We start from the raw sequence: 15,362 nt of genomic DNA, 5'->3' as shown, positions 1-15,362 counted from the left end.
AGATGGACAATGTGGATACAAGTGAATATCTTGGTGCGTTTCTTGCAGAGACAGAAGACAATTTAAGTACACTGAATGAACTGTGTTTAGCTCTGGAACAGCAGGGAGCGGACGACAATACGTTTGCTGCAATGTTTCGTGCGGCTCATACGCTAAAAGGTATGAGTGCAACCATGGGATATGCTAAAATGGCGGATTTGACACACCACATGGAAGACACCTTGGGCTATGTGAGGCAACATCCCGATGTCTTTCGGAGTGAGGTTGTCGATGTATTCTTCCAGGCCATTGATGGATTGACAAACAACTTGGAGGTACTTCGCGAACAAGGTGACGAAACAGGTATCGATCACTCCGCTGTTATTAAAGAGCTAGCGAAGATTCTGAACGAGGAACCAGAAGCTACAAATACTGTAACCGAATCCGGAACGCTCGACGCGAATGTCATGAATATGCTTCAACAGTTGGAGCGCGGTGGATCATTGGTAGGTGTATTAAAGGTTGATCTCGAGCCTAGCTGCGTCATGAAGGGCGTCCGGATGGTCATGGTCATGCGAGCGCTCGACAACTATGCTGATTGCCTGGGATCTTCACCGGATGCGCCGATTTTGGAAGAGGGCGATTTTGACGGGTCTGTCCTGTTAGCAATTGTGCTTCGTACCGGTACGTTCGACGATGTTCAACAGGCTGTTGCGGATATCACCGAGGTCAAGCAGGTTACGTTTATTGATTGGAAGCAGTTGAGTTCTCCAAACCAAGAAGTGGCGTCTACTGGCGAGACCGTTGCCGAGAAAGGCGCAAGTGCCGAGTCCAAACCTGTTGACAGTGTACAGGCACAAGATCAAGCGAAGACAGGCAGCACACAGGCATCGACGCAACGGAATCGCGAACAGACGCTTCGCGTACCGGTCAACCGGATTGACGACTTTATGAATATTTTGAGTGAACTTGTCATTGCCAAGACACGCTTGGAGATGCTCGCCAAGGATGCAGATAACACAGCGCTTCGCGATGTCAGTGAGCAAATTGGTCGGCTTTCTGAGTCTCTTCAGGACGGCGTCATGAGCATGCGAATGATGCCAGTGGAATCGTTGTTCCAGCGCTTCCCGAGAATGATGCGCGACATCCAAAAGAGACTGGACCGCGAGTTTGACTTCCAAATGACCGGACTGGAAACCGAAATGGACCGGACTGTCATGGACGAAATGGGCGAGGCATTGGTTCACTTGCTCCGGAACGCGGCAGACCATGGGCTTGAGTCTCCAGCGGAACGGGAACAGGCCGGGAAGCCTCGGCGCGGCACAATCCGCCTGTCCGCATTCGCATCCGGTGGGCATGTACACTTGGAGGTTGCGGATGATGGGGGCGGTATTCATCGTGATCGCGTTCTGCAATCTGCCATTAAAAAAGGTGTTGTCGATCCCGCTCGGGCGCAAACGATGTCGGACGCACAGGTTCACGAACTGCTATTCGCATCTGGATTCAGTACGGCTGCGACCGTGTCTGACATATCCGGGCGCGGTGTTGGACTCGATGCCGTTCGCGGCAAGGTTGAGGCACTCGGCGGCATTATTCGAATCGAGTCCACGGTTGGTCAAGGGACGACGTTCATTATCGAGCTCCCGTTAACACTGACTATTTTGCAGGCCATGCTCGTTCAGGTCGGTGAGGAATTGTTCGCGCTGCCCACCAGCGGTGTTGAAGAAGTAGCGCGCTTGACGCGTGAACATATTGACTGGGTGCATGAACGGCCCGTCCTCAAATATCGAGATAAGGTCATTCCTATCGTTGATCTGGGGGACCAATTCTTCTCCCACAGCGCGCAGAAAGACTACCCTTGGAACGCGGTTATTTGTCGTGAGGGCCAAAGGTGGTTGGCACTGACTGTCGACGACGTAGTAGACGAGCTGGAAGTTGTGAACAAGCCGCTTGGAAAATATCTGGAAGGGAACAAGATGTTTACGGGGGCAACCATTCTCGGTGATGGGCACGTCGCTCTGATTGTGGACGTTCACCAATTTTTCCAAGACCGTCATTAAGGGGGGAATAAGAGAATGGCCGAATCACAATTTGTCATGATGAAAATAGGAACGGAGCACTACGGAGCAAATATCCTCCAGGTGATGTCTGTGGAGCGCATGCTGGACATATCGCCCGTTCCGGGAACTATCAGTTATATCAAAGGTGTTGTGAATCTTCGGGGGACGATCACGCCCGTTATCGATTTGCGGGAACGCGTGGGACTATCATCACAACGACAGACGTCTGACGACAGTCAGCGTATTGTCGTTGTGGATGTGGCCGGTACAACTGTTGGAATGATTGTGGATGCTGTGGAAGACGTATGCACGGTGGACGAGAGCGCGATAGAACCGACTCCCTCTGTCGTCGGTGGTTTGCAGGCCGTTTATTTACAAGGCATTGCGCATGTTGGTGAGCGCCTCCTCGTACTGCTCAATCTCGAAAAGATTCTATCAGATGTGGAACTTGAACAGTTACAGGAAGTCGAGAAGCACGTTAAAGGATGAGTCGGATGGAGCTCGATGAAAGAACAGCCGATGCACTTCGGGAATTTGGCAATATTGGTGCCGGACATGCGGCTATGGCATTATCCGTGTTGCTTCGTGAGCGCGTGAACATGTCGGTCACGGATGCTCGCCTTTGTCCCCTGGAGGATATTGTTGATGTTGTTGGCGGGGCTGACAATATTGTTGCTGCTGTATTTATTCGGATTGTCGGGCAGATTCCCAGCAACATGTTCGTGCTTTTATCTCTGTCGAGCGTGGACCGCTTGTTGGACCGGTTGATTGAACCAGTTGAAAGTCGGGATGACTACACGGATCTTGAACTGTCAGCCATTGCTGAGGTGGGCAACATTCTCAGTGGAGCGTATGTGACGGCCATCAGTACGTTGTGCGGTATTCATTTAAATCAGTCCGTCCCGTCTGTGGCTATTGATATGGCCGCAGCCGTTCTTGACATTGGTCTCATGACGAGCAGTACAGATGAAAACGAAGCGATTCTCATCAGCACATCCCTTAGCCAAGGGAAGCAGTCAATTGATGGACACTTTTTCATGCTGCCTGACGTTAATGAGCTGGATACACTTCTAGGCATTTTGCGAGGAAAACTGGAAAATGGCTGACCAAACGGTGCAAGTCCGAATTGGAATTGCTGAAGGAGCTGTCATTTCCGGTGCCGGGACACTCACCACCACGGGTCTCGGTTCCTGTGTTGGTCTGGTTTTGTATGACACAACACTTGAAATTGCGGGTATGGTACACATTATGTTACCAACCAGCCCGAACTCAACACCATTACATCCACAAAAGTATGCTGATACAGGTATGACATGGTTGGTACAGGAGATGTTACAGCACGGTGCAAGTTTGACTCGGTTGCGGGCAAAATATGCAGGCGGGGCACAGATGTTTCGTAACCTACAGACCGAATCGCTTCGAATTGGGGACCGAAATGTGGAATCTGTTCGCCAGTTGCTAGAGGAATTAAGAGTACCCGTTGTGTCGCACGATGTGGGCGGAAGCTTTGGCAGAACCGTACGCTTCGATTTGCCCTCGCGCATGTTACATATTCGTACCGCTCGCGGCGAAGAACGGCAAATCTAGGCGGTAGTTAGGTTAGGGACGAAGAGATGACAACGCTTATTTTAGCCATTGTGTGTATTGTCTTGATTTTTGTTTTGTACGTAGTCTCTGGTGGTTGGAAGAATCATGGGGGCCTGTTTGGAATCGTGAAATGGATGCGTTCAGGTGCCCGTTTGGGAATACCTCAGAAGTCACCTTCTCCGATCCGGCATCAGACTGTTGAAAGTAATCGTGCTGATAAGGAAGCCATTAAAATTCTTCGCGAAATCCATGCAGAAATGAGTGCTCGCTATTCAGATCTGGAGCGGAGATTAACAGAACTGGAAACTGTACAACAAGAGATGAGTCATTCGCTGCAGAAGATGTCAAGCAGTGTTCATGTCCCACCAGTGGAACCAACCGTTGATCGGACTCGTGTGGTTGCTGATGAAGATGAGTCAGCAACACGGGCCGTCGAGGAACACGGACTGGAAAATCACGACAAGTACTTTGACATTCTTGACCTGCTTGATGCAGGTAAGTCAGATGAGGAAATTGCAGATCTCTTGTCTGTGCGTGTAGACGACGTAAATTACGTGAAAAGACTTATGTCTGCTCCGGAATCGCATGAAACAGAATCAGGTGAATAGTTTATTGCCTGTATGGCTATGGTTATGCTATATTAATCAGCAGTGCAATGGCCCACCATGGTGGAGAACACACGATCAACGACATTTCACCCAGTGCCGTCTCGGTTGGTGAAATGAATGAGTTGTTCGGCGGCCTAACTTAAAGGAGGAAATTGTTTTGGCAATTATTTCGATGAAACAACTGCTCGAAGCTGGTGTACACTTCGGGCACCAAACACGTCGTTGGAATCCGAAGATGGCACGGTACATCTTCACAGAGCGTAACGGCATTTACATTATCGACTTGCAAAAGACAGTTCGCAAAGTTGAGGAAGCTTACAACTTTGTACGTGAACTCGCTGCATCTGGCGAAAGCATCCTTTTCGTTGGTACGAAGAAGCAAGCCCAAGAAGCAGTCAAAGAAGAGGCTGAACGCTCTAACATGTTTTATGTGAATCAACGTTGGTTAGGTGGTACATTGACCAACTTTAATACCATCCAAAAACGAATCCGTCGTTTGCAACAACTTGAACGGATGCAGGAAGATGGTACATTTGATGTGCTTCCAAAGAAGGAAGTAATCCTTTTGAAGAAAGAAATGGAACGTCTTGAGAAATTCCTGGGCGGTATCAAAGGCATGACAAAAATGCCTGGTGCTATGTTTATTATTGACCCTCGGAAAGAACGCATTGCTGTTGCTGAGGCACACAAGTTGGGAATTCCCATTGTAGCAATCGTTGATACAAACTGTGATCCAGATGAAATCGACCATGTTATTCCGGGCAACGACGATGCAATCCGCGCTGTACGTTTGCTCACGGCTAAAATGGCGGATGCTGTAATTGAGGGTACACAGGGACAAGGCGAAGAAACTACTGCGTAATGTATTTCGGGAGGTGACGGGTGCGTTGAGCTCTCGTCACCTTTTTTGTGTAATTTTTTTTCGCAAGTCGTCAGTACATACATTGAGGAGGATTTAACACATGGCTGAAGTAACTGCAGCAATGGTAAAAGAATTGCGTGAAAAAACCGGTGCGGGGATGATGGATTGCAAGAAGGCGTTGACGGAAGCGGAGGGTGACATGGAACGTGCGCAGGAAGTCTTGCGTGAACGCGGTTTGGCTTCTGCCGCAAAGAAAGCTGGTCGTGTTGCCGCTGAAGGGCTGGTCGAATCTTACATCCATGCAGGCGGTCGGATTGGTGTTCTCGTCGAAGTGAACTGTGAGACGGACTTTGTGGCAAAGAATGAGGATTTCCGTAGTTTTGTGAAGGATATCGCTATGCACATTGCCGCAGCAGCGCCACAATACGTTCGCCGTGAAGAAGTTCCGGCGGAAGTCGTGGAGAAAGAAAAAGAAATCCTTCGTAATCAAACACTGAACGAAGGGAAGCCGGCAAATATCGTTGATAAGATCGTGGAAGGGCGAATTGATAAGTTCTTCAAGGACATCTGCTTGCTTGAACAACAATTCGTTAAAGACACGGACAAGACAATTGACACGCTGCTGAGAGAAAAAATCGCTACGATTGGCGAAAACATCTCCATTCGTCGCTTTGCCCGTTACGTGGTCGGCGAAGGCATTGAAAAGGAAGAAACCAACTTTGCTGACGAAGTCATGGCACAAATTCGCAGCTAATGATAAGTATGTCGAGGGAACACACAAGTGTTCCCTCGCGTGACGTCTACACAAGTTCTTGACGAGCGGAGGGACAGCCTTGACAGCAGCGAAATATCGTCGCGTGATTCTTAAACTAAGCGGCGAGGCATTGGCAGGAAGCCAGGGTTACGGTATTGATCCACTGACGATTGACGACATTGCGAGCCAAATTAAAGACGTGGCAGATCTAGATGTGCAAGTTGCAGTAGTGGTGGGCGGAGGCAATATCTGGCGTGGCATCTCGGGCAGCGCTCGCGGTATGGACCGTGCCACTGCGGACTACATGGGTATGCTGGCCACCGTGTTGAATGCACTTGCTTTGCAGGACGCTCTTGAGAAAATTGGTATTGACACTCGTGTTCAAACGTCAGTAGAAATGTCACAAGTGGCTGAGCCGTACATTCGCCGAAAGGCGATTCGCCATCTTGAAAAGGGGCGAGTGGTCATTTTTGCTGGCGGCACGGGGAATCCGTTCTTTTCGACTGACACTACAGCCGCTTTGCGCGCTGCCGAGATCGAGGCAGAAGTCATTCTGATGGCGAAAAATGGTGTAGATGGCGTGTACACGGCGGACCCACAAAAGGACCCGTCTGCAACGAAGTATACGTCTGTCGGGTTTATGCAAGTGTTGAATGAGGGGCTTGGCGTCATGGATTCCACCGCCGCATCACTCTGTATGGACAACGATATTCCGCTGTTAGTCTTTGCATTAAATAAAGACGGGAACATCCGCCGGGCTGTCATGGGAGAAAAAATTGGGACAATGGTTGGAAAGGGTGCTACTTATGAGTGATTCAGTGATTCAAAACGTTCAAGAGCGTATGGACAAGGTTTTGAGCAATCTGCGTCGCGAATTTGCATCTGTTCGGGCAGGAAGGGCAACACCTGCGATGCTGGATAAGGTGACTGTGGAGTATTACGGCTCTCCAATGCCCATCAATCAAGTTGCAGGAATCAGTTCTCCCGAACCAAGACTCCTCGTTATCTCTCCGTGGGAAAAGTCCATGCTCTCGGAAATTGAGAAAGCAATTCAGCGGTCTGATTTAGGCTTGAATCCTGCTAATGACGGTAATGTCATTCGTCTCAGTATTCCGGCTTTAACTGAAGAACGTCGGCAAGAATTAGTGAAACAAGTTCGTAAGTTGGCCGAAGAGGCTCGTATTTCCATCCGAAACGTTCGTCGAGATGGAAATGATGAGTTGAAAAAATCAGAAAAGAACGGTGACCTGACGGAGGACGAAGTGCGTCGCTTCATGGACAAAATTCAGCAAGTGACAGATAAGTTCATTGCGCAGGTTGACAGTTTGTTAGAAGATAAAGAGAAGGACGTTACCCAAGTCTGACTTTCAACGGATTGAGGAGGATGCGAGACTTGTTTAAGGGGTTTGGGCGCGGGCATAAAACCAGTACGAAGACAGTCGAGCATCCGCCACTCAAAATCAAACCACGCCACATCGGGATTATTATGGACGGCAACGGTCGGTGGGCACGCAAACGCGGACTGCCTCGTATGGCAGGTCATCATGCCGGGATGCTAGCTATGCGGGAAGCGATTCGGGCGTGTGATGATTTTGGTATTGAGTGTATCACTTTGTATGCTTTTTCTACCGAAAACTGGAAGCGGCCACTGCCTGAAGTTGAGTACCTCATGAGACTGCCGGAGCAGTTTTTTCGCACCGAGATCGATGAGCTTGTTTCCCGCGGTGTTCAAGTTCGGTTCATGGGGGATATCGGTCAACTTCCACTATATACACAGGAAACCGTTAAGAACTCCCTGGAGAAGACAGCAGAGAATATGGGTATGACAGTCAATTTTGCCCTCAACTACGGCGGTCGTGCGGAACTCATTTCTGCTATGTCGAAGGTTGCCGAGGATGTGTCGAACGGCCGAATCGGTGTGGCCGAGTTGACAGAAGAAAGTTTTGAGACGTATTTGGATACAGCTGGCTTGCCGCCTCTCGACTTAGTCATTCGCACGAGTGGCGAAATTCGGTTGAGTAACTTTTTGATCTGGCAGTCAGCATATGCTGAATTATGGTTTACGGATGTCCTGTGGCCAGACTTTAACAAAGACGAATTGTACAAGGCCATAGTTGAATATGGCGGGCGTAAGCGTCGATTTGGAGATGTAGAGTAGGTGTCGCGATGCTGAAGCAACGCGTAATCACAGCCACGATAGCAGGGCTGGTCGTGCTTGGTGTCCTGGTGTTGGGGAACGGGATAGCGTGGAAATGGCTTGTTTGGGTATGCACGATCGCCGCTTTTGGTGAGTTTGCTACGATGCACAAGGCAAGGTGGTACGGGGGTACGACGGTATACGGGATCCTACTTGTAACCGTTTGCGAGTGGTTCCCGCATTTTTTTTATCATCCGATCGCACTGTATGTCCTTGTTTCAATCGTCCTCGCTGTTCCGGTGCTCAGCTTAAATCGAGTAGAGATGAAGACCATGGCTCTTCAAACCATCGGTGCCGTGTATATCGGAACTGGTGGATATGCGCTTGGTGCTCTGCGGGCCATGCCGTTGGGGTGGTTCTGGCTGTGGTTTTTTTTAATCTCCATTTGGATGTCTGACACTGCGGCATATTTTGTGGGGAGACTTGTAAAAGGTCCCAAACTCATTCGCGAGATCAGCCCCAAAAAGACGATCAGCGGGGCAATCGGTGGCATTATCGGTGCCGCAGTCGGCGCCGCGTTGTTTGGTTTGATTGCACATCCGGTATATGATGGATGGGCCTATGCAGTAACTGGTGCGGTCATATCCATCGCTGGCCAGTTAGGAGATTTGATTGAGAGCGCGTATAAAAGAACGGCTGGCGTCAAGGATTCGGGCAAAATTCTTCCGGGGCATGGAGGTATGCTTGATCGAGTCGACAGCTTGATATTTGCTGCGCCCTTGGCCTTGTGGCTCGTGCTACATGGGCTGCCGAACTGGTTTCGATGATAGTAGATTACATATGGGGTGACGAGATGCAAACGGTGGCAGTACTGGGATCGACGGGGGCAATTGGCACCCGTACACTCGAAGTGATCAAAGCACTTGGGGATGCAGTTCGAGTGCCAGTCCTTGTTGCTGGCCATAACATGGTTTTGTTGGCGGACCAAATTAAATTATTTGAACCTGAACTTGTAGGTGTTGCCGACGAAGAGGCCAGTCGGGAATTGTTGGGACTCTTGGGCAGCAAAAACAAACCCGCCATTGTGGTGGGGGATGAGGGGCTCAATGTTTGTGCCGAGTATCCGACCGATGTCTTAGTCAATGCTGTCATGGGGGCGCGCGGCATCATGCCGGCACTTATCGCTGTACGTCGCGGTGCACGCCTCGCACTGGCAAACAAGGAGTGTCTGGTTGCGGCAGGGTCCTTCATCATGGCAGAAGCGGAAGCTGCGCATGCCGAAATTGTTCCCGTTGACAGTGAACACTGTGCGCTGTTCCAGGCTTTGCTAGGGGGAACACCATCAGAAGTTGAACGTTTTATTTTAACCGCTTCCGGTGGGCCATTTCGGCTGCTTGATCCCGAGAAACTACAACAAGTGACAGTGGAGGACGCACTCCAACACCCGAACTGGAGTATGGGCAAGAAGATCACAGTTGACAGTGCAACAATGATGAACAAAGGGTTAGAAGTAATTGAAGCGCATCATTTGTTTGCGGCACCATATGATAAGATTGAAGTGCTCGTACATCCACAGAGTATCGTCCACTCGATGATCGAGTATGTCGACGGCTCTGTGATGGCACAGCTCGCAACACACGACATGCGCTTACCCATTCAATATGCACTGACGTACCCAGAGCGGGTATCTCTGCCTTGGCCACGGCTGGATTTCAAGACATACAATCAACTCACATTCGAAGAGCCAAATACGGACAAGTTTCCAGCACTGAAGCTTGCTGTCCAGGCTGGGTGTCGTGGTGGATATGCACCTTGCGTGCTAAATGCTGCGAATGAAGTCGCTGTGGACGCGTTTTTGTCTGGAGTGATTTCCTTTGTGGAGATTTCGCAGACTGTGGAATCGACGCTGGAGGCACTTGGATCTGGTTCACCCACATCAGTGGATGACGTGATCGCGATGGATGGGCAAGCGCGTGACCGGGCACGAGCCATCTTAATGAAGGGCGGATGAACGATTGCCTTTTGACCTACTCTTTTACGTAAAGGCGGCCATTGCCATCATTGCCGTGTTTGCCGTTTGCGTCACGCTGCATGAATTTGGTCATTTTTACGTGGCTAAAAAGAGTGGCGTGGCAGTTCCTGTGTTTGCCATCGGGTTTGGTCCGAAATTGTTTAAGTGGGTCCGGGGTGGCACTGAGTATTCAGTGCGGCTGTTACCGCTTGGCGGTTTCGTCCAAATGGCTGGCGAGGCTCCACAAGAAACGTGGTTTCCGGTGGGCCACGAGGTCGCTTACGAATTGAATGAGTCGTTACAGATCATCACACTCGGAGACCCGAAGGACATGCCGAAAGCGTACGTGGGCGTTGTCAGGCGTGCGGACTTGACAGATAAACTGGAAATGTCCATCGAGACAGCTGAGGGCGTTAGAACATTTAAAGTCAAGCCATACGCTCGGGTTATGATGAATGCCCGATCATCCATTCCTCTTGTCGAAAAGCATGAACAGGTATTGGGTAAGCCGTTATATAAGCGAGCGGCCATTATTTTGGCTGGACCTGTGATGAACTTTTTGCTAGCGGGTGTATTGTTTGCCGCTGTCAACACCTACACCGGCGTTCGGACGACTGTTATTTCTCAGGTTGAACCGCGTACACCTGCTCAGGTGGCAGGACTGCAGCCTGGGGATAAAATTGTCATGCTCAATCATGAGCCGATAGGGAACTGGATACAGCTCGTCAATCGTATCCGATCAGGATCAGCCAGTACGACCGGTCACCCTCAGCCCCTCAACATCACCGTGAAGCGTGGAGGAGTCGACCGAACTGTAGCTGTGACACCAGAGATGACAAAACAAGGTGTTCCAGTCATTGGAATTGAGTCCGTCGTAACACACAACCCGCTGCGCACAATCCCGTCAGGCTTCTCAGCCCTGGTCCGCGACACATGGCTAACGCTTCAAGGCTATAAAAGTCTTGTCGTCCAGCACCAATATGCCGCATTGTCGGGTCCCGTGGGTATTGCGGACGTGATCACGCAGCAGGTGCGTTTTGGTTTTTGGCATGTTGTCATGATTGCCGGTGTATTGAGTTTGAACCTCGGTCTGTTCAATCTCATTCCGATCCCGGCTCTTGACGGTGGTCGACTGCTGTTTATATTGGTTGAGTTAATCCGTGGCAGAAAAGTCGACCCGCAAAAGGAGGGGTTCGTCCACTTCGTTGGATTTGCCCTTCTCATGCTGTTTGCAGTCGTGATCACATATCGCGATGTTACGCACCTGTTTTAAACGTAATCAACGAAATCGATCGCTCGATAGCCGTGCTCGCGCATGAGCTGTTGAGCGATTTTTGATTCGGGCTATTATGGTAGGACTGAGTATGGGGTCATGCGTTTGCGCATAGCATGTGACTGTAAACACTGGAACAATGTGTGTTTTGCTGCAATAGGAATTTTCCGAACCGGATTCAATATTTGAGCAGGTTGATACGACTACATTGGCGAAATTACGGAGAAGCCCATGTAAAACCAACGAACATTAGCTGCAAAAAGAGAGAGCGTTTAGCTCAGTAAACGGGAGTATTGCGGGAATCATCGGAGGGATGTTCAGTGAAATGGTTCTATCTAGGCCCTGAAGGTACGCACAGTCATGAGGCGGCAGCACAACTTCAAGCAGTCTGCGGTATGGCGGGTGAATTGGTTCCCTGCTCATCCATTCCCGCCGCGGTTGAACAAGTTTTTCGTGATGAAGCCGTTGACACGTTTGCCTGCGTTCCCATTGAGAACAGCATTCAAGGTGCTGTTACACAAACCTGGGATGTACTCATGAAAAGCATGGTGGAGACCAAGTCAAAACCGGAAGCGCCTAAAATGCTGATAGCCTTAACACTTCCCATTCATCACTATGCCATTTATCGAGACGGGACAGAATTTTCTCGTGTCAAACATGTGTATTCTCACCAACAGGCGCTCGCTCAATGTCAAAATCACATTGCGCAGCTGTGTCCGAATGCTGCACTCGTTGCAGTGAATAGCACGGCTGAGGCAGCGAGAATGGTGTCCGAGCATGACCATGCGGACGCTGTGGCGATTGGCAGCCGACGGGCTGCTGACCGGTACGGACTCTCGTATATTCCGGAACCTGCGGAGGACAAAGCGGGCAATGTAACGCGGTTTGCTCTCGTAGGGAAACGTGCAATCGTTGTTGGCGGTAAATCTGGACTTCAGGAAAATGAGTTCGTCGCATCGCTGTGCTTGCGTGGTGTTGGACATCAGCCTGGCGGGCTGGTAGGGGCGTTACAGCCATTTGCAGACTTCGGGATGAACTTGGCTCGAGTTGAATCGAGACCAGTGGGCGATCAACTGGGGAACTATGTATTCTATGTGGACGTTTCGCTCCAGCCGGACCATGTCCGCGCCGAGCAGCTACTTGTTGAAGTAATTGCTCAGCTGACGTCACAAGGAATAGACGTCGTCGTACTCGGCGCGTATCCGGTATGCCATGGTGCCTAATCAACGACTATGGACTACGCCTCTTGGCGTTTCCTCTTTTCGGATTTTTCGCGTTCCGCTTTGTTCAATACGCGTTTGCGCAGTCGAACAAAATGGGGCGTGACCTCGCATAGTTCGTCGTCTTCGATATATGTCATGGATTCTTCTAACGACATCGATCTCGCCGCCTTCAGACGTACAGTCTCGTCCTTTGTGGCGGATCGAACGTTGGATTGGTGTTTCGCCTTCGTCACGTTAACGGTCAGATCATTCTCGCGAGTGTGCTCGCCAACAATCATACCTTCGTACACCGGGGTTCCTGGTGTGACAAACATCGTGCCGCGGTCCTCCAGGTTGCCTAAGCTATAAGCGGTGGCATCACCCGTGTCCATTGATACGAGAACACCTTGACGCCGCGTTGTAACCGCACCGCGCCAAGCCCCGTATTCGTGAAAACGATGGTGCATGGTCCCGTACCCTTTTGTGAGGGTCAGGAATTCTGTACGGAAACCGATTAGACCGCGAGTAGGAACGTGGAATATGAGACGAGTCATATCCCCTTGCTCGCTCGGGGCCAAGCTCACCATTTCACCTTTGCGAAAACCTAGTGCTTCGATGATGGAACCCACTGAGTCGGACGGTACGTCTGCAACGAACTCCTCTATCGGCTCCATTCGTTGCCCGTTCTCTTCACGAACAATGACGTGAGGTTTGGATACCTGTAATTCGTAACCTTCGCGACGCATCGTCTCAATCAAGATGGACAAGTGTAGTTCACCACGGCTCGCAACCAGGAAAACGTCCGCGTCCTCGGTCTCTTCCACACGTAGGCTGACGTCAGATTCTAGCTCTTGGAACAAACGTTCGCGCAGCTTACGAGATGTCACGTGTGGGCCGTCTTGACCAGCAAACGGGCTGTTGTTGACCATGAAAGTCATTTCCAGGGTCGGCTCGTCAATTCGGAGAAGTGGCAGCGCTTCTGGATTTGCCGGGTCCGCGACGGTTTCTCCGACCATGATCTCCGGAATACCAGCCACAGCGACGATGTCTCCAGCGTAAGCCTTCTCCACCTCGATACGGCGCAAACCTTGGTGTGCAAACAACTTCTGAACGCGCTTTTGAACGATTGTCCCATCGCGTTGGATGAGCGCAACTGTCTCGCCTTGGTGAAGGGCACCACGCGCGATTCGACCGATGCCTATCCGACCAAGGTACTCGTTGTAATCGAGCATCGTCACTTGCCACTGGAGGGGACCGTCGGGGTCGACGTCGGGGGCAGGGATATGTTCAACAATCGCGTTAAACAATGGTTCCATGTTCTCGCCCTTGACATCTAAGTCATTTGTCGACGTGCCCATAATAGCCGACGTGTAAACGACAGGGAATTCGAGTTGATCTTCACTGGCGCCGAGATCGATAAATAAATCGAGGACTTCGTCGATGACCTCGAGCGGACGAGCATTTTCACGGTCCATTTTGTTGACGACAACGACCGGGACAAGTCCAGCACCAAGTGCCTTTTCGAGGACGAACCGCGTTTGCGGCATGACGCCTTCAAATGCATCGACAACCAGTAAAACGCCGTCGACCATCTTCACGATGCGTTCCACTTCGCCACTGAAATCCGCGTGGCCAGGTGTATCGACGAGGTTGATGCGGTAATCTTTATAGGGAATAGCTGTTGTTTTTGCGAGAATGGTAATGCCGCGCTCGCGCTCTAGATCGTTTGAGTCCATGGCACGCTCGTGAACTTGCTCGTTTTCACGAAACAGGCCAGACTGCCGGAGCAATTGGTCGACTAGGCTGGTTTTGCCGTGATCGACGTGAGCGACAATTGCGACATTGCGCATCCGGGTAATCTCGGTATGCATGACTTCCTCCTTAATCTTCGTGGCACCCTTGTAGCATGCCGCTAAAACGATAGCACGTAGCGTTCACGTTGTCACCTATAGGGATATTTTCGGAAAGTTCGAACGATCCGTTTTGCGTTTACAAGTCTCCTGATTCCTGCTGAATTCGTGCTGAGTCGAACGGACGAGCATTCGTATTTTAACCAATATGGGCTGAGTATGCATATAGTTAATGTAGTTAAATGCGAACTGCGTAACTGGCCGTAGAGTTTTTTTCGGGGGCAGTGAGCCATAATATGTGTGGAATGTGTGGACAAATTGGAATGAGTGGATTAGCATAGGGTTCAGTTTTTCAAAACGCGTGGCATGAGGATATGGGTGGTTCGCGCATTGTTTGGGACACGTGGTGTTTGCAGGCAATATTGGTCGATGATATAATGGAGCCGTTAGGCTTCGTATACCGCGTACGGACAAGAGTGGGGAAAATCCCACTCTTTGATTTATGCTTGGCACTTTTCGGCGTACAGGTGGGCGTTAGAAATCAAGGAGGATGACGTGTGGCAAAGGAACGTGTGACGGATATTGTTGAGCGCTTGGCGCTTCCCATTGTGGAAGCAGAGCACGTCGAGCTTGTGGATGTTGAGTATAAAAAGGAAGGCACCAATTGGTATCTTCGTGTCTTCATCGACAAGCCTGAAGGCGTGGATATCGACGATTGCAGTCGAGTCAGCGAGCAGCTTTCCGAACAATTGGATATTGTTGATCCAATTCCGAATGCCTATTTCCTTGAGGTCTCGTCTCCGGGTGCCGAGCGTCCGTTGAAAAAACCGGCTGACTACGTGCGGGCTATTGGCGAACATGTTCACATTTCGCTTTATGAACCCCTGGATGGTCAAAAGACCTTTGAGGGGATTCTATGCAATTATGACGAGTCCGTATTGGAACTGGAGATTCGCGTGAAGACGCGTACAAATCGGTTGGAAATTCCGACAGAGAAGATCGCTCAGGCGCGGCTGGCTGTTGAAATGTAACAGAACGC

16 protein-coding genes are annotated in these 15,362 nt (G+C 50.4%); 15 read left to right on the top strand and 1 reads right to left on the bottom strand.

Features of this window, described 5'->3' with window-relative positions; translation table 11 throughout:
• Nucleotides 1-11: 11 nt before the first annotated feature.
• The 14 genes from NZD86_RS13860 to pheA all read left to right on the top strand — a co-directional run bounded on the left by NZD86_RS13860 (nucleotide 12) and on the right by pheA (nucleotide 12,494).
• Nucleotides 12-2,039 carry a chemotaxis protein CheA gene (locus tag NZD86_RS13860; protein WP_268042572.1) on the top strand — a complete coding sequence of 676 codons (2,028 nt, stop codon included), beginning with the start codon at nucleotides 12-14 and terminating at the stop codon, nucleotides 2,037-2,039.
• A gap of 15 nt (nucleotides 2,040-2,054) precedes the next feature.
• Nucleotides 2,055-2,528 (top strand): chemotaxis protein CheW, encoded by a 474-nt coding sequence (locus tag NZD86_RS13855; protein WP_268042570.1) that lies wholly within the window; start codon nucleotides 2,055-2,057, stop codon nucleotides 2,526-2,528.
• A 5-nt stretch (nucleotides 2,529-2,533) separates the two neighbouring features.
• Nucleotides 2,534-3,145, top strand: a complete 612-nt coding sequence (locus NZD86_RS13850) for a chemotaxis protein CheC (RefSeq protein ID WP_268042568.1) — start codon at nucleotides 2,534-2,536, stop codon at nucleotides 3,143-3,145.
• A complete protein-coding gene (locus NZD86_RS13845) occupies nucleotides 3,138-3,626 on the top strand; it encodes a chemotaxis protein CheD (protein WP_268042566.1) in 489 nt (162 codons plus the stop codon). The genes NZD86_RS13850 and NZD86_RS13845 overlap by 8 nt, the downstream gene beginning before the upstream one ends.
• Before the next feature lie 26 nt (nucleotides 3,627-3,652).
• Nucleotides 3,653-4,234 carry a hypothetical protein gene (locus NZD86_RS13840; RefSeq protein WP_268042564.1) on the top strand — a complete coding sequence of 194 codons (582 nt, stop codon included), beginning with the start codon at nucleotides 3,653-3,655 and terminating at the stop codon, nucleotides 4,232-4,234.
• 157 nt (nucleotides 4,235-4,391) lie between these two features.
• The gene (gene rpsB, locus NZD86_RS13835) at nucleotides 4,392-5,096 is read left to right on the top strand and encodes a 30S ribosomal protein S2 (RefSeq protein WP_268042562.1); all 705 of its coding nucleotides are present in this window, start codon (nucleotides 4,392-4,394) and stop codon (nucleotides 5,094-5,096) included.
• A 100-nt stretch (nucleotides 5,097-5,196) separates the two neighbouring features.
• Nucleotides 5,197-5,850, top strand: a complete 654-nt coding sequence (gene tsf, locus NZD86_RS13830; RefSeq protein ID WP_268042560.1) for a translation elongation factor Ts — start codon at nucleotides 5,197-5,199, stop codon at nucleotides 5,848-5,850.
• 79 nt (nucleotides 5,851-5,929) lie between these two features.
• Nucleotides 5,930-6,664 (top strand): UMP kinase, encoded by a 735-nt coding sequence (gene pyrH / locus NZD86_RS13825; RefSeq protein WP_268042558.1) that lies wholly within the window; start codon nucleotides 5,930-5,932, stop codon nucleotides 6,662-6,664.
• Nucleotides 6,657-7,214, top strand: coding sequence for a ribosome recycling factor (gene frr, locus NZD86_RS13820; RefSeq protein ID WP_268042556.1), 558 nt, complete (start codon nucleotides 6,657-6,659; stop codon nucleotides 7,212-7,214). Before pyrH ends, frr begins: the two co-directional genes overlap by 8 nt.
• 20 nt (nucleotides 7,215-7,234) lie before the next feature.
• Nucleotides 7,235-8,008 (top strand): undecaprenyl pyrophosphate synthase, encoded by a 774-nt coding sequence (locus tag NZD86_RS13815; RefSeq protein ID WP_268042554.1) that lies wholly within the window; start codon nucleotides 7,235-7,237, stop codon nucleotides 8,006-8,008.
• Nucleotides 8,009-8,016: 8 nt separating this feature from the next.
• Nucleotides 8,017-8,814, top strand: a complete 798-nt coding sequence (locus tag NZD86_RS13810) for a phosphatidate cytidylyltransferase (protein WP_268042552.1) — start codon at nucleotides 8,017-8,019, stop codon at nucleotides 8,812-8,814.
• The gene (locus tag NZD86_RS13805; protein WP_268042550.1) at nucleotides 8,775-9,998 is read left to right on the top strand and encodes a 1-deoxy-D-xylulose-5-phosphate reductoisomerase; all 1,224 of its coding nucleotides are present in this window, start codon (nucleotides 8,775-8,777) and stop codon (nucleotides 9,996-9,998) included. Before NZD86_RS13810 ends, NZD86_RS13805 begins: the two co-directional genes overlap by 40 nt.
• Nucleotides 9,999-10,002: 4 nt before the next feature.
• Entirely contained in the window at nucleotides 10,003-11,271 is a 1,269-nt protein-coding gene (locus tag NZD86_RS13800) for a M50 family metallopeptidase (RefSeq protein ID WP_268042548.1), read from the top strand.
• A 320-nt stretch (nucleotides 11,272-11,591) separates the two neighbouring features.
• Nucleotides 11,592-12,494 (top strand): prephenate dehydratase, encoded by a 903-nt coding sequence (gene pheA / locus NZD86_RS13795; RefSeq protein WP_268042546.1) that lies wholly within the window; start codon nucleotides 11,592-11,594, stop codon nucleotides 12,492-12,494.
• 14 nt (nucleotides 12,495-12,508) lie between these two features.
• On the opposite strand, the gene typA is transcribed toward pheA, so the two are convergent.
• Complete coding sequence (gene typA / locus NZD86_RS13790; protein ID WP_268042544.1) at nucleotides 12,509-14,344, bottom strand: translational GTPase TypA; 1,836 nt, start codon at nucleotides 14,342-14,344, stop codon at nucleotides 12,509-12,511.
• A gap of 536 nt (nucleotides 14,345-14,880) precedes the next feature.
• Between typA and rimP the strand changes: the two genes are divergently transcribed.
• The gene (gene rimP, locus NZD86_RS13785) at nucleotides 14,881-15,354 is read left to right on the top strand and encodes a ribosome maturation factor RimP (protein ID WP_268042542.1); all 474 of its coding nucleotides are present in this window, start codon (nucleotides 14,881-14,883) and stop codon (nucleotides 15,352-15,354) included.
• Nucleotides 15,355-15,362 lie beyond the last annotated feature (8 nt).

Origin of the sequence: Alicyclobacillus dauci (genome assembly GCF_026651605.1) — a bacterium.
Classification (GTDB): Bacteria; Bacillota; Bacilli; order Alicyclobacillales; family Alicyclobacillaceae; genus Alicyclobacillus; species Alicyclobacillus dauci.
This window is presented reverse-complemented; position numbering and strand designations above follow the sequence as displayed.

Bases quoted from the DNA above. Each gene is read 5' to 3' on its own strand.
- NZD86_RS13855 (WP_268042570.1), top strand. From the start codon at position 2,055: ATGGCCGAATCACAATTTGTCATGATGAAAATAGGAACGGAGCACTAC.
- NZD86_RS13850 (WP_268042568.1), top strand. From the start codon at position 2,534: ATGGAGCTCGATGAAAGAACAGCCGATGCACTTCGGGAATTTGGCAAT.
- NZD86_RS13845 (WP_268042566.1), top strand. From the start codon at position 3,138: ATGGCTGACCAAACGGTGCAAGTCCGAATTGGAATTGCTGAAGGAGCT.
- NZD86_RS13840 (WP_268042564.1), top strand. From the start codon at position 3,653: ATGACAACGCTTATTTTAGCCATTGTGTGTATTGTCTTGATTTTTGTT.
- tsf (WP_268042560.1), top strand. From the start codon at position 5,197: ATGGCTGAAGTAACTGCAGCAATGGTAAAAGAATTGCGTGAAAAAACC.
- frr (WP_268042556.1), top strand. From the start codon at position 6,657: ATGAGTGATTCAGTGATTCAAAACGTTCAAGAGCGTATGGACAAGGTT.
- NZD86_RS13815 (WP_268042554.1), top strand. From the start codon at position 7,235: ATGCGAGACTTGTTTAAGGGGTTTGGGCGCGGGCATAAAACCAGTACG.
- NZD86_RS13810 (WP_268042552.1), top strand. From the start codon at position 8,017: ATGCTGAAGCAACGCGTAATCACAGCCACGATAGCAGGGCTGGTCGTG.
- typA (WP_268042544.1), bottom strand. From the start codon at position 14,344: ATGCATACCGAGATTACCCGGATGCGCAATGTCGCAATTGTCGCTCAC.